Source organism: Sphingomonas melonis, assembly GCF_013409985.1.
Lineage (GTDB): Bacteria > Pseudomonadota > Alphaproteobacteria > Sphingomonadales > Sphingomonadaceae > Sphingomonas > Sphingomonas melonis_A.
In genome coordinates, this window is record NZ_JACCBY010000002.1 from 445,233 (window position 1) to 458,341 (window position 13,109).

Below are 13,109 nucleotides of genomic sequence, written 5' to 3' on the forward strand. Positions count from 1 at the left end.
GTTTACCCGATCTCGGCCATCTCCACCACGCGATGCTCGCGCGCACTGATCTCCGCGGCGGTGCCGATCCCCACCGCGCGCAGACCGTCCTCGGCGCTGACCAGCACCGGCCCCTCGCCGCGCACCGCCGCGGCAAAGGCGATATGCTGATAATAGGTCGCGCCTTCGTGCGAGCTAGCGGCGCGCGCGTTCGGATCGACCGCCACCCGCGTCCGCTCGACGCATTTGATGCCGCCGAAGCCCACCCGCGGCGAGAAGACCAACTCGCCTGTCGGTATCAGCACGTCTAGCCGGGCGGCATCGCCGGTCACGCTCATCTCCTCCTGATGCTCGGCACCGTCAGCGAACATCGACAGGTCGGGCATCGCGCGCACGCCATTGGCGAAATCCACCGCGGTAAAGCTGTTGTCGATGATGTCGGGCCGCTCGCCGGCATAGCGTTCGTCGCGATGGTTGACGTCATTGCCCCCGAACAATGGACGCGCATCGATCACGCGCCGCTGGTGCTATGACGGCGTTCCGTCAGCCGATCCGCTCGCGAACGAACCGCACCCGCTCCGCGACGGTGGCGAACGGTAGCGGGACGAGGTCGTAGCCGAGTTCCCGATAGGCCGACGCCATCGCATCGTGCGTGGCCGCGGCCTCCGCTGCCGTTTGCTGGCGCTCGGCATCCTGCGCATAGATCGTCGGCCAGTGCGGCGCGATAAACACCCGCTCGGCATAGCGACGGATCTCGGCTGCACGCACGATGCACGCCGGCACCGGCAAGCTGCATAAGCGCAGATAGCCGATCACATCGGGGATGCCGCGATCGAAGAAGACCGGCCCCGGCGCCGCCAATGCCTCGCGATACGACCGCATCTCCCACGCGAGCATCAGCGCGGCAAAGCCCTCGCGATCCGCCCACGGCAAGGCGCGACCGCCGATCGCAACCTGATCCTGGATGATCGCCCGCCCCCCTTCGGCCATATGGCTGAAGCCTTCGGCCGCAAGCGCCTCGATCAGCGTGCTCTTCCCCGACCCGGGACCACCGGTGATGATGTGGAAGCGTTCTGACATGTCGCCCTCCTTTGCACCTTACCTGATGCCCCGCCGCACACGTCGGCGACCTGCGCGTGTGCTGCCGGGAGCAGTTGATGGGCATCGTCAATCGCTACCCGACAACCGGGATCGTTCGCAGTCTCGAGCGCACAACCAAATTGGTCTGCTGAAGCCTTCGGCCGCAAGCGCCTCGATCAGCGTGCTCTTCCCCGACCCGGGACCACCGGTGATGATGTGGAAGCGTTCTGACATGTCGCCCTCCTTTGCACCTTACCTGATGCCCCGCCGCACACGTCGGCGACCTGCGCGTGTGCTGCCGGGAGCAGTTGATGGGCATCGTCAATCGCTACCCGACAACCGGGATCGTTCGCAGTCTCGAGCGCACAACCAAATTGGTCTACGGAATGATTTAGGCGATCGAATTTCACTCCAATTCCTGCCGCGGAGGGGGAGGTAAGCGACATCTTCGGTTGCGCCCCCGTCATGCCTTCGGCACTCCCCGCCAAGGGGAGGCGTTTCCCTAAAGCTCGAACGTCGATCAGCACTAAGATGCGGCAATCCACCTCGCACCGCCTAGATCAAGGACGGTTCGTCCTTCCGGCGCTCGCGTCGCCACGCCAGCGACTGCCGGTTCAACGCGACCAGATCCACCGTCCCCTCGGCCGCCCCCTGCCCGAGCGCCACCGCCCGCTCCAACAGTTCGACCGCCATATACCGGTACGCCGGACGGCGCGGAACCGCGTCATACCAGACGCCGCCCACCGCCGCGTCGAGCAGGATACGCTGGAAACAATGATCCGCGCGCACCGGCCACATGCGAAGACCCGCGAGACCGGGCAGGGTCTCGCGGGTCAGCGTCAGCCATTCGGCTTCCAGCGCGGCGCGGCGGGTGTCCGCGCCCGCCACGATCAGATGTGGATCGGCTTGCCGGTCACCGCCATCGCCGCTTCCTTGATCGCCTCGGAATGCGTCGGGTGCGCGTGGCAGGTGTAGGCGATATCCTCCGACGTCGCGCCGAATTCCATCGCCTGCGCCGCCTGCGCGATCATCGTGCCGGCGACGCTGGCGATCGCCCAGACGCCGACGACGCGGTCGGTCTTGGCATCGGCGATGATCTTCACGAAGCCGTCGGGCTCGTGATTGGTCTTGGCGCGGCTGTTCGCCATCATCGGGAACTTGCCGACCTTGATCTCGCCCTTGGCCTTCGCCGCTTCCTCGGTGAGGCCGACGCCGGCGAATTCGGGCAGGGTGTAGACGACGCTCGGGATGATGTCGTGGTTCACGATGCCGGTGAGGCCGGCGATGTTCTCGGCGACCGCGATGCCCTCATCCTCGGCCTTGTGCGCGAGCATTAGGCCGGGGGCCACATCGCCGATCGCCCAGATGCCGGGCACGCTGGTGGCGAAGTCATGGTCGATCTCCACCTGCCCGCGCGCATTGACCGACAGGCCGGCGGCTTCGAGGTTCAGGCCGTCGGTGTTCGGCCTGCGGCCGATCGCGAGCAGCACCACGTCCGCATCGATCGTCTGCGCCTCGCCGCCGGCCGCGGGCTCGACGGTCAGCGTCGTGGCATCGCCGTTCACTGCAACGCCGGTGACCTTGGTCGACAGCTTGAACTCAAAACCCTGCTTCTTGAAGATCTTCTGCGCTTCCTTGCGGACGTCGCCGTCGAAGCCGGGCAGGATCTGGTCGAGATATTCGACGACGGTCACCTTGGCGCCGAGCCGGCGCCAGACGCTGCCCAGCTCGAGCCCGATGACGCCGCCGCCGATCACGACGAGGTGCTGCGGCACCTTGGCGAGCTCGAGCGCGCCGGTGCTGTCGACGATCACCTTCTGGTCGACGGTGACGCCGGGCAGCGGCGTGACCGACGAGCCCGTCGCGATGACGATGTTCTTGGCGCGGACGGTCTTGCCGTCGATCTCGACACTATCCTTGCCGGTGAAGCTGGCGCGGCCCTTGAGCCACTCGACCTTGTTCTTCTTGAACAGATATTCGATGCCGCCGGTCAGCTGCTTGACCGCGTCGCGGCGCTGGCCGTGCATCGTGTCGAGATCGAGCTCGGCGGTGACCTTGATGCCCATCTTGGCCATCGTGCCGTTCGAGGCGGCGTCGAAGAATTCCGACGCGTGCAGCATCGCCTTCGACGGGATGCAGCCGACGTTGAGGCAGGTGCCACCCAGCGTCTCGCGGCTCTCGGCGCAGGCGGTCTTCAGCCCGAGCTGCGCCGCGCGGATCGCCGCGACATAGCCGCCGGGGCCGGCACCGATCACGAGGACGTCATAGTCGTATTGCTGTTCGTCAGCCATCTTCAGGTCTCCTCCCCGGCGCAGCCGGGGTCCAGTTGGGGGACATATGGGAAGAGCGTGGCGCTTCGTCACCGCCGCCTTCCCAACTGGGCCCCGGCCTTCGCCGGGGTGAGTGGGTATGTCGCCCTTTACAGGTCGATCAGGATGCGGGTCGGGTCCTCGATCGCGTTCTTGAGCGCAACGAGGAAGGTCACCGCCTCGCGGCCGTCGATCAGGCGGTGATCGTAGGACAGAGCGAGATACATCATCGGGCGCACCACGACCTGGCCGTCACGCACCACCGGACGCTCCTCGATGCGATGCAGGCCGAGCACCGCCGCCTGCGGCGGGTTGATGATCGGGGTCGACATCAGCGAGCCGAACACGCCGCCGTTGGAGATGGTGAAGGTGCCGCCCTTCATCTCGTCCATCTTGAGCGTGCCGTCCTTGGCGCGGCGGCCGAAGTCGCCGATCGTCTTCTCGATGCCGGCGACGGTCAGGTCCTGCGCATCGCGGATCACCGGCACGACGAGGCCATTCGGGGCGCTGACCGCAACCGAGATATCGGCGTAATCGTGGTAGACGATCTCATCGCCCTCGATCGAGGCGTTGACCGACGGGATGTCCTTCAGCGCCATCGTCGCGGCCTTCACGAAGAAGCCCATGAAGCCGAGGCGGACGCCATGCTTCTTCTCGAACAGGTCCTTGTACTTGGCGCGCGCCTCGATCACCGCGGTCATGTCGACGTCGTTGAACGTCGTCAGCATCGCGGCGGTGTTCTGCGCTTCCTTCAGGCGCTTGGCGATCGTCTGGCGCAGGCGCGTCATCTTGACGCGCTCTTCCTTGCGGCCGCCGGCCGGGGCAGCGGCAGGCGCCGGCGCGGCGGCGGGCGCCTGCGTCGCCGGCTTGGACGCGGCGGCGGCGGCGACGTCTTCCTTGGTGATACGGCCGTCCTTGCCGGTGCCGGTGATCGACGACGGGTCGAGGCCATATTCGAGCACCGCACGACGCACCGACGGTGACAGCGCCGCGGGCGAGTCGCCCGACGCTTCCGGCTGTGCGGCCGGCGCGGGGGCAGCAGCGGGTGCCGGTGCCGCAGCGGGGGCGCTGGCCGCCGGGGCGGCGGCCGGAGCCGGCGCGGCGGCAGCACCGTCACCCGATTCGATCGTCGCGAGCATCGCGCCGACCTCGACCGTGTCGCCGACCTTGACCGCATGCTGGCCCATCACGCCGGCAACCGGCGAGGGCACCTCGACCGACACCTTGTCGGTTTCGAGGCTCGCGATCGGCTCGTCGACCTTGACGGGGTCGCCGGGCTGCTTGAGCCATTCGCCGACGGTGGCTTCGGTGATCGATTCACCCAGAACGGGCACGGTAACTTCGGTTGCCATCTCTTGCATCCTTCTCCCCGCGGAGGGGTCTCAATCGGGGAACGTTGTTAGCTGCTGGGGGCCTGGGTCGGCCGGGCGGTCGTGGTCGAACTCTCGCTGCGGGTGCGGCGGATTTCCTCGCGGACGTTGTGGCCGAGCGCATCGGCAACCAGCGCACCTTGTTCGGCGGTATGGCGCTTCATCAGGCCGGTCGCCGGCGACGCGGCGGCCTGGCGGCCGGCGTAGCGCGGACGCTTGACCGCACAATCGGCGGCCTTGAGCGACTCCTCGATCAGCGGTTCGACGAAGAACCAATAGCCGTTGTTCTTCGGCTCTTCCTGCGCCCAGACCACATCCTCGAGCTTCGGCATCCGCGCGATCCGGCGCGCGAGCGCGTCGCCGGGGAACGGATAGAGCTGCTCGATCCGGACGATCTGCGTGTCGGTATCGCCTGCCGCGTTGCGCGCCTCGATCAGGTCATAGGCGACCTTGCCGGTGCACAGCACCAGCCGCTTCGTCTCGGCATCCGCCGCACCGTTGGTGTCGGACAGGATGCGCTTGAAGTGGCTGTCGCCCTGGAAGTCCGCCGCGGCCGACACCGCCAGCTTGTGGCGGAGCAGCGACTTGGGCGTCATCACAATGAGGGGCTTGCGGAAGTTGCGGTGCATCTGCCGGCGCAGCAGGTGGAAGTAATTCGCCGGCGTGGTGCAGTTCGCGACCTGGATATTATCCTGCGCGCACGACTGGAGGAAGCGCTCGGGACGCGCCGAGCTATGCTCTGGCCCCTGCCCTTCGTAGCCGTGCGGCAGCAGCATCACGAGTCCGTTGGCGCGCAGCCACTTGGACTCGCCGCTGGTGATGAACTGGTCGATCATGATCTGCGCGCCGTTGACGAAATCGCCGAACTGCGCCTCCCACATCACCAGCGTCTTCGGGTCGGCGAGCGCATAGCCATATTCGAAGCCGAGCACGCCATATTCGGACAGCGGGCTGTCGAGCACCTCGAACCGGCCGTGCTCGACGGTGGTCAGGGGGATGTACTTGTGCTCGTCGGTCTGGTCGACCCAGACCGCATGCCGCTGCGAGAAGGTGCCGCGGCCCGAATCCTGACCCGACAGGCGGACGCCATAGCCCTCCGACAGCAGCGAGCCGAAGGCCAAGGCCTCGCCGGTCGCCCAGTCGAAATTCTCGCCGGTCTTGAACATCTGGCGCTTCGCGTCGATCACGCGGGCCAGCGTCTTGTGGATCTGGATGCCCTCCGGCACCGTCGTCAGCGTGCGGCCGAGCGCATCGAACAGCTTCAGCTCGATGCCCGTCTCGACGTTGCGACGCTCGGTCCCGCCATCGGTCGGCGCCGACAGGCCCGACCAGCGGCCGGCGAACCAGTCCGCCTTGTTCGGCTTGTAGCTCGCGCCCGCCTCGAACTCGCCTTCGAGCAGGGTGGTGTATTGATGGACCTTTTCGTCCAGCCACGCCTGATCGATCACGCCCTCGGCGATCAGCCGCTTGCCGTAGATCTCACTCACACCCGGGTGCTGGCGGATCGTGTTGTACATCAGCGGCTGGGTGAAGCCCGGCTCGTCGCCCTCGTTATGACCGAAGCGGCGATAGCACCACATGTCGATGACGATGTCGCGATGGAACTTCTGGCGGAACTCGATCGCCATCTTGGTGGCGAAGGTCACCGCCTCGGGATCGTCGCCGTTGACGTGGAAGACCGGCGCCTGCACGCCCTTCGCCACGTCGGACGGATAGGGCGACGAGCGCGCGAACTGCGGCGAGGTAGTGAAGCCGACCTGGTTGTTGATGATGAAGTGGACGCAGCCGCCGGTATTGTAGCCGCGGATGCCCGAGAAGCCGAGGCATTCCCAGACGATCCCCTGCCCCGCGAACGCCGCGTCGCCATGGATCAGCACCGGCAGCGAACCGGTATGCTCGACCAGATCGTTGGCGATCGTCTGGATCGCGCGCGTCTTGCCGAGCACGACCGGATCGGCCGCCTCCAGGTGCGACGGGTTGGCGACCAGCGACATATGGACCTTGTGGCCATCGAACTCGCGATCGGTGGAGGTGCCGAGGTGATATTTGACGTCGCCCGAACCGCCGATCTCATCGGGGTTGGCCGAACCGCCGGCGAATTCGTGGAAGATCACGCGCAGCGGCTTGGCCATGACGTTGGCGAGCACGTTGAGCCGGCCGCGATGCGCCATGCCGTAGACGATCTCGCGCACGCCGGCCTGACCGCCGTACTTGATGACGCTTTCCAGCGCCGGGATCATGCTCTCACCACCGTCGAGGCCGAAGCGCTTGGTCCCGACATATTTCTTGCCGAGGAACTTCTCCCACTGCTCGGCCTCGATGACCTTGCTCAGGATGGCGCGCTTGCCGTCGGTGCTGAACTCAATCGCCTTGTCCTTGCCCTCCATGCGGTCCTGCAGGAAGCGGCGCTCCTCGACATCGACGATGTGCATATATTCGAGGCCGACATTGCCGCAGTAATTGCGGCGCAGCGTGTCGACCAGCTCGCGCACGGTCGCCCATTCGAAGCCGAGCGTCCCGCCGAGGTAGATCGGCCGGTCGAGGTCGGCGTCGGTGAAGCCGTGATATTCGGTGCGCAGATCCTCGGGCATGTCGCGGTGCGACAGGCCGAGCGGATCGAGATTGGCGGCGAGATGGCCGCGGACGCGATAGGTGCGGACCAGCATCTGCGCGCGGATCGCATCGCCCGCCGCCTTGATGATGTCCTCCTTGGACGGTGCTGCGGTCGGCGCCGCGGCGGGCTTGCCGCCCTTGGCCGGCTTGGGCGCGGGCTCCATCTGGGTGGGATCGAGGCCCGCGGTCAGGTCGTCGGTGGTCGACAAAGGCCAGCGCTTGTTGGTCCAGCTCGGACCGCCGGTGCCCGCCTCGAGACCCTCGAAGAATCCACGCCAGCCGAGATCGACCGACGACTGGTCGGCCTGATATTTGGCGTAGAGCGCTTCGATGAACGCAGGCGACACGCCGGATGCGATGTCGCCGAAATCCTGACCTTCGTAGCCCATGGTCTTCTTCCTATTCCCCTCTCCCACCGGGAGAGGGAGGGGCCCGCCGCCCGCAGGGCGGTGGGAGGGTGAGGGTCGAGGGGAAGGCATCCCGCCCTCACCCTTCCGGCGCTTCGCGCCTCCCTCCCCTCCCGCCGGGAGAGGGAATTTACTTGTTCAACACTTCGAGCAGCGTCGAACCCAGTTCCGACGGCGACGCCGCGACCTTGATGCCGGCCGCTTCCATCGCCGCGATCTTGCTCTCGGCGTCGCCCTTGCCGCCCGACACGATCGCGCCGGCATGGCCCATGCGACGGCCCGGAGGCGCGGTGCGGCCCGCGATGAAGCCGGCCATCGGCTTCTTGCGGCCACGCTTGGCCTCGTCGATCAGGAACTGCGCGGCCTGCTCCTCGGCGTCGCCGCCGATCTCGCCGATCATGATGATCGACTGCGTCGCCTCGTCGGCGAGGAACAGTTCGAGCACGTCGATGAAGTTGGTGCCGTTGACCGGATCGCCGCCGATGCCGACCGCAGTGGTCTGGCCAAGGCCGGCGTTCGAGGTCTGGAACACCGCCTCATAGGTCAGCGTGCCCGAGCGCGACACGACGCCGACAGAGCCCTGCTTGAAGATGCTGCCCGGCATGATGCCGATCTTGCACTCGCCCGGCGTCAGCACGCCCGGACAGTTCGGACCGATCAGCCGCGACTTGGAGCCCGACAGCGCCCGCTTCACCTTGACCATGTCGAGCACCGGAATACCCTCGGTGATCGCGACGATCAGCGGGATCTCGGCGTCGATCGCCTCGAGGACCGAATCGGCGGCGAAGGGGGGCGGCACGTAGATCACCGACGCGTCCGCGCCGGTCTTCGACTTGGCTTCGGCGACGGTGTTGTACACCGGCAGGCCGAGATGCTCGGTCCCGCCCTTGCCCGGCGTCACGCCGCCGACCATCTGCGTGCCATATTCCAGCGCCGCCTTGGTGTGGAAGCTGCCGGTTTCGCCGGTCATGCCCTGGGTGATGACCTTGGTGTTCTTGTTGACGAGGATGCTCATGGAGGCTCCCTGGATGTGACGCAGCCCCCGTCACATGCGGGAGCGCCATAAGACGTGCGGAGCGGCCGGTCGCCGCCCCGCACCGAAAGATTAGTTCAGCGAGCTGTCGATGCCCTTGCACGCCTCGAGCAGTTCCTTGACCGCATCGACCGAGACGGTGAGGTTCGCCTTCGCCTCGTCATCGAGCGCGATCTCGACGATCTGCTCGACGCCGCCGGCACCGATCACCACCGGCACGCCGACATAGAGGTCGTTGACGCCATATTGGCCGTCGACATAGGCCGCCGCGGGCAGGACGCGCTTCTGATCGTACAGATAGGCCTCGGCCATCGCGATGCCGCTGGTCGCCGGGGCATAATAGGCCGAGCCGGTCTTGAGCAAGCCGACGATCTCGCCGCCGCCGCCACGGGTGCGCTTGACGATCGCGTCGATCTTGTCCTGCGTCGAGCGGCCCATCTTGATGAGGTCGGGGACCGGGATGCCCGAAACGGTCGAATAGGAGATGACCGGGACCATCGTGTCGCCATGGCCGCCGAGCACGAAGCTGGTGACGTCCTTGACCGAGACCTGGAATTCCTCGGCGAGGAAGTGGCTGAAGCGCGCCGAGTCGAGCACGCCGGCCATGCCGACCACCTTGTTGTGCGGCAGGCCGGAGAATTCGCGCAGCGCCCAGACCATCGCGTCGAGCGGGTTGGTGATGCAGATCACGAACGCATCGGGCGCATTGGCCTTGATGCCCTCGCCGACCGCCTTCATCACCTTGAGGTTGATGCCGAGCAGATCGTCGCGGCTCATGCCGGGCTTGCGGGCGACACCGGCGGTGACGATGATGACGTCGGCGCCGGCGATATCGGCATAATCGTTCGAGCCGATGATCTTGGCGTCGAAGCCTTCGACCGGGCCGCACTGCGACAGGTCGAGCGCCTTGCCCTGCGGCACGCCTTCGACGACGTCGAACAGGACGATGTCGCCCAGACCCTTCAACGCCGCGAGGTGCGCGAGCGTGCCGCCGATGTTACCGGCGCCGATCAGCGCGATCTTCTTGCGAGCCATCCAATCCATCTCCGTTAAGGCAGGGCGTGATTGGTCACGCCGGTTACGCCCGTTTTGCGCGCCCGGCAACCGTTAAACGGCACCGGTTAAGACTTTATTTGATAATGGTTCGCAAATGCATTAGACCACACCGTGCCCTTGCGCGAGATAGTCTTCCGAGCGCATTTCCTCCAGACGGCTGACCGTCCGCTGGAACTCGAACCGGCCATCACCCTCGGGATAGAGGCCGTCGGGCTCGGCATCCGCCGCCGCCAGCAGCTTGACCTTATGCTCGTAGAGCGCATCGATCAGCGCGACGAAGCGGGCCGCCTCGTTCCGGTTCTCCGGCCCGAGCTTGGGGATGCCGACGAGGATCACCGTATGGTAGCGGCGCGCCACCGCGAGGTAGTCGGCAGCGCCCCGCGCCTCGCCGCACAATTTCTTGAACGAGAAGACGGCGACGCCCTTCAGCGTCTTGGGCACGTGCAGCGTGCGGCCCTGCACCGTGATGTCCTCCGACGGGATCGGCTCGGTCACCTCATGATCGGTGAGGCGGAAGAAGGCCGCGGAGAGGTCCCTGGTCGCCTCGGGGCCGTTGGGAACCAGCCAGGTATTCTGCTGCCCCAGCCGGTCGCGGCGATAGTCGATCGGCCCGTTCAGCGTCACCACGTCGAGCCGGCTCTCGATCAGCGCGATGAAGGGGAGAAAATGCTCGCGGTTGAGGCCGTTCTTGTAGAGATCGGCCGGCGCACGGTTGGACGTGGTGACCATCGTCACCCCCGCTTCGAGCAGCGCGGTGAACAGCCGGCTGAGGATCATCGCGTCGGGCGAGTTGGTGACCATCATCTCGTCGAAGGCGAGCAGCCGCGTCTCGCCGGCCAGCGCCGCCGCGACCGGCGCGATCGGATCGCCCGCCTCCTTGCGCCGCTCGATCGCAATGCGGCCGTGGACCTCGAGCATGAATTCGGAAAAATGGACGCGGCGCTTCTTCTCCACCGCGACATTGGCGAAGAACAGGTCCATCATCATCGACTTGCCACGGCCGACATCGCCGAACATGTAGACGCCGCGCGGACCGTTGCCGCCACGGCCGGTCAGCCGGCTGAGGAAACCGGTCTTCTTCGGCGTTTCGAGTGCGGCGGCGAGTGCGTCGAGGCGGACCGCGGCGGCGCGCTGTTCGGCGTCGGGGCGCAACTCGCCCGCGGCGACGAGCGCGTCATAGGCGTTGAGGACTCTGGTCATGCGATGCTCCTGCGGACGCCAGGGGCGCTCGTGGTCATAATAGGCGCTCGCCCCACCCCCACCAATCGGTCGCCGCGTGACCGCATCCCGCTATCGGCGACAGAGGCATAGACGCCGCAGGCGGCGCCGGGTGAAGATGCGCGCGGTGATGGTTACGGGCCGGCCTTGCGCAGCGTGCCGGTGAAACTGGCGATGGTCCGCGCCTCCTGCACGATCAGCCCGCGCAGGAAGAGCATGCGGCCGGTCTCGCGCAGCAATTCGATGCGCGCTTCGAGCGGCTGGCCGATCGTGCCGCCGTCGATGAACTGCGCCGACAGATCGACGGTCACCGCACCCCCTGCCCCGATCACCGCAAAGCCGCGCGCCGCGGCGAACAGCGCCACATCCATGAAGCCGAGCAGCGCCCCGCCGTGGACAGTGTCGCGCATGTTGGAATGATCGCGCCGCGGCAGCATGCGCACGCGGGCGATCCCGCCTTCGACGCGCACGTGCAGCGGCTCGATGAAGGCGTTGAACCGCGTCGCGTCCTGGAGCTGCCAGCGGCACCAGCCGGGCAGCTCCGGATCGTCCGCGTAGACGAAGGCCGGCGACTCCGTCACGCCGGCGCCCTTACAGGATGCGCTCGGCTTCCATCTTCTTGACCTCGGCGATCGCCTTGGCGGGGTTGAGCCCCTTGGGGCAGGTGTTCGCGCAGTTCATGATCGTGTGGCAGCGATACAGGCGGAACGGATCCTCGAGCTGGTCGAGCCGCTCGCCGGTCATCTCGTCGCGGCTGTCGGCCAGCCAGCGATAGGCCTGGAGCAGGATCGCCGGTCCCAGGAACTTGTCGGCGTTCCACCAATAGCTCGGGCACGAGGTCGAGCAGCAGGCGCACAGGATGCACTCGTACAGACCGTCGAGCTTGGCGCGATCCTCCGGCGACTGCAGCCGTTCCTTGCCCGAGGGCGGCGGGCTGACCGTCTGCATCCACGGCTTGATCGAGCTGTATTGCGCGTAGAAGTGCGTGAAGTCGGGAACGAGATCCTTGATGACGTCCATCGCCGGCAGCGGCGTGATCTTCACCTCGCCCTTCACGTCCTCGATCGCGGTGGTGCAGGCGAGGCCGTTGCGACCGTCGATGTTCATCGAACACGAGCCGCAGATGCCCTCGCGGCACGAGCGGCGGAATGTCAGCGACGAATCCTGCTCGGCCTTCATCTTGATCAGCGCGTCGAGCACCATCGGGCCGCATTCGTCGAGGTTGATCTCGAACGTGTCGTAGCGCGGGTTCTCGGCGGTATCGGGGTCGTAGCGATAGACCTTGAAGGTCTTGATGCGCTTCGCGTCACCGGTCGCTTTATGGACCTTGCCCTTCGCCTTGACCTTGCTGTTCTTGGGCAGGGTGAACTCGGCCATCGCCGCAACGCTCCTCTATATGCTGCGTTGCGGCTATGCCTTTCGTCCGGCGAGTGCAACCCCCGAGAGATAGGTCGCGATCAGATCACATCAAGAACGAGGCCACGCTGGCGCGCCTCCTCGGCCTCGATATACCAGTTGGACGGCGCCTTGCTGCGCAGCTCGTCGAGCGTGACCGACGAACCGCGGACGATCTCGCGAAAGCCCTCTTCCTGGATCTTGATCGATTCCTCGATCTCGTGGAGCTTCGCCTTGAGCACGGCGGGCAAGGTGGTGAGCGGGCCGGCAAGCTGGACGGTGCTGGTCATCAGCCGCTCGTGGAGCATCAGCCGGGTGCCGCGGGTCAGGAACCGCTTCTCGACCGGAAAGGCCGCCATGAACGTCGCGCCGGCGGAATAGACCGCGACCTTGCCGAGGAACAGCGTCTCACGGCCGGTATAATCGCGCAGCAGCTGGATGTCGTCGCCCATCGCCCGCCCCATCTCCGGGTCGCCGCCAAGCGTGGTGATCGACACGACGAGCGGGCCATCCTGCGGCGCCTCGGCGAGCTGCGTCTTGAAACGCGCGTACATCATGTCGTCCACGGTGCCGTGGAGCTGGACATGCGGGAAGGCGAGCAAGGGATATTTGCTGGCCACGTTGGCGCGTTCGGAGTCGGTCATGGCGC

General features: G+C 66.5%; 13 protein-coding genes. All 13 read right to left on the bottom strand.

What is annotated here, in order from left to right:
* Positions 1 to 2: 2 nt before the first annotated feature.
* A complete protein-coding gene (locus tag HD841_RS08675; RefSeq protein ID WP_179508471.1) occupies positions 3 to 494 on the bottom strand; it encodes a Gfo/Idh/MocA family oxidoreductase in 492 nt (163 codons plus the stop codon).
* A gap of 28 nt (positions 495 to 522) precedes the next feature.
* Positions 523 to 1,059, bottom strand: a complete 537-nt coding sequence (locus HD841_RS08680; RefSeq protein ID WP_179508472.1) for an AAA family ATPase — start codon at positions 1,057 to 1,059, stop codon at positions 523 to 525.
* A gap of 87 nt (positions 1,060 to 1,146) precedes the next feature.
* A complete protein-coding gene (locus tag HD841_RS20995) occupies positions 1,147 to 1,293 on the bottom strand; it encodes an AAA family ATPase (RefSeq protein WP_373562969.1) in 147 nt (48 codons plus the stop codon).
* A 321-nt stretch (positions 1,294 to 1,614) separates the two neighbouring features.
* Positions 1,615 to 1,947, bottom strand: a complete 333-nt coding sequence (locus HD841_RS08690) for a GCN5-related N-acetyltransferase (protein WP_373562970.1) — start codon at positions 1,945 to 1,947, stop codon at positions 1,615 to 1,617.
* A gap of 2 nt (positions 1,948 to 1,949) precedes the next feature.
* Positions 1,950 to 3,350 (bottom strand): dihydrolipoyl dehydrogenase, encoded by a 1,401-nt coding sequence (lpdA, locus tag HD841_RS08695; RefSeq protein WP_179508473.1) that lies wholly within the window; start codon positions 3,348 to 3,350, stop codon positions 1,950 to 1,952.
* Between the two features lie 128 nt (positions 3,351 to 3,478).
* A complete protein-coding gene (gene odhB / locus HD841_RS08700) occupies positions 3,479 to 4,720 on the bottom strand; it encodes a 2-oxoglutarate dehydrogenase complex dihydrolipoyllysine-residue succinyltransferase (protein ID WP_179508474.1) in 1,242 nt (413 codons plus the stop codon).
* Between the two features lie 47 nt (positions 4,721 to 4,767).
* Positions 4,768 to 7,740: a 2-oxoglutarate dehydrogenase E1 component gene (locus tag HD841_RS08705; protein ID WP_179508475.1), complete on the bottom strand. Its 2,973-nt coding sequence runs from the start codon at positions 7,738 to 7,740 to the stop codon at positions 4,768 to 4,770.
* 148 nt (positions 7,741 to 7,888) lie between these two features.
* Positions 7,889 to 8,773 (bottom strand): succinate--CoA ligase subunit alpha, encoded by an 885-nt coding sequence (gene sucD, locus HD841_RS08710; RefSeq protein ID WP_179508476.1) that lies wholly within the window; start codon positions 8,771 to 8,773, stop codon positions 7,889 to 7,891.
* A gap of 90 nt (positions 8,774 to 8,863) precedes the next feature.
* Positions 8,864 to 9,826, bottom strand: a complete 963-nt coding sequence (gene mdh / locus HD841_RS08715; protein ID WP_179508477.1) for a malate dehydrogenase — start codon at positions 9,824 to 9,826, stop codon at positions 8,864 to 8,866.
* 120 nt (positions 9,827 to 9,946) lie between these two features.
* Positions 9,947 to 11,047, bottom strand: coding sequence for a cell division protein ZapE (gene zapE, locus HD841_RS08720; protein ID WP_179508478.1), 1,101 nt, complete (start codon positions 11,045 to 11,047; stop codon positions 9,947 to 9,949).
* Between the two features lie 152 nt (positions 11,048 to 11,199).
* Positions 11,200 to 11,646, bottom strand: coding sequence for a PaaI family thioesterase (locus HD841_RS08725; RefSeq protein WP_179508479.1), 447 nt, complete (start codon positions 11,644 to 11,646; stop codon positions 11,200 to 11,202).
* A 10-nt stretch (positions 11,647 to 11,656) separates the two neighbouring features.
* Positions 11,657 to 12,442, bottom strand: coding sequence for a succinate dehydrogenase iron-sulfur subunit (locus HD841_RS08730; protein WP_163958972.1), 786 nt, complete (start codon positions 12,440 to 12,442; stop codon positions 11,657 to 11,659).
* A gap of 80 nt (positions 12,443 to 12,522) precedes the next feature.
* A complete protein-coding gene (locus HD841_RS08735) occupies positions 12,523 to 13,104 on the bottom strand; it encodes a ClpP family protease (protein ID WP_179508480.1) in 582 nt (193 codons plus the stop codon).
* Positions 13,105 to 13,109 lie beyond the last annotated feature (5 nt).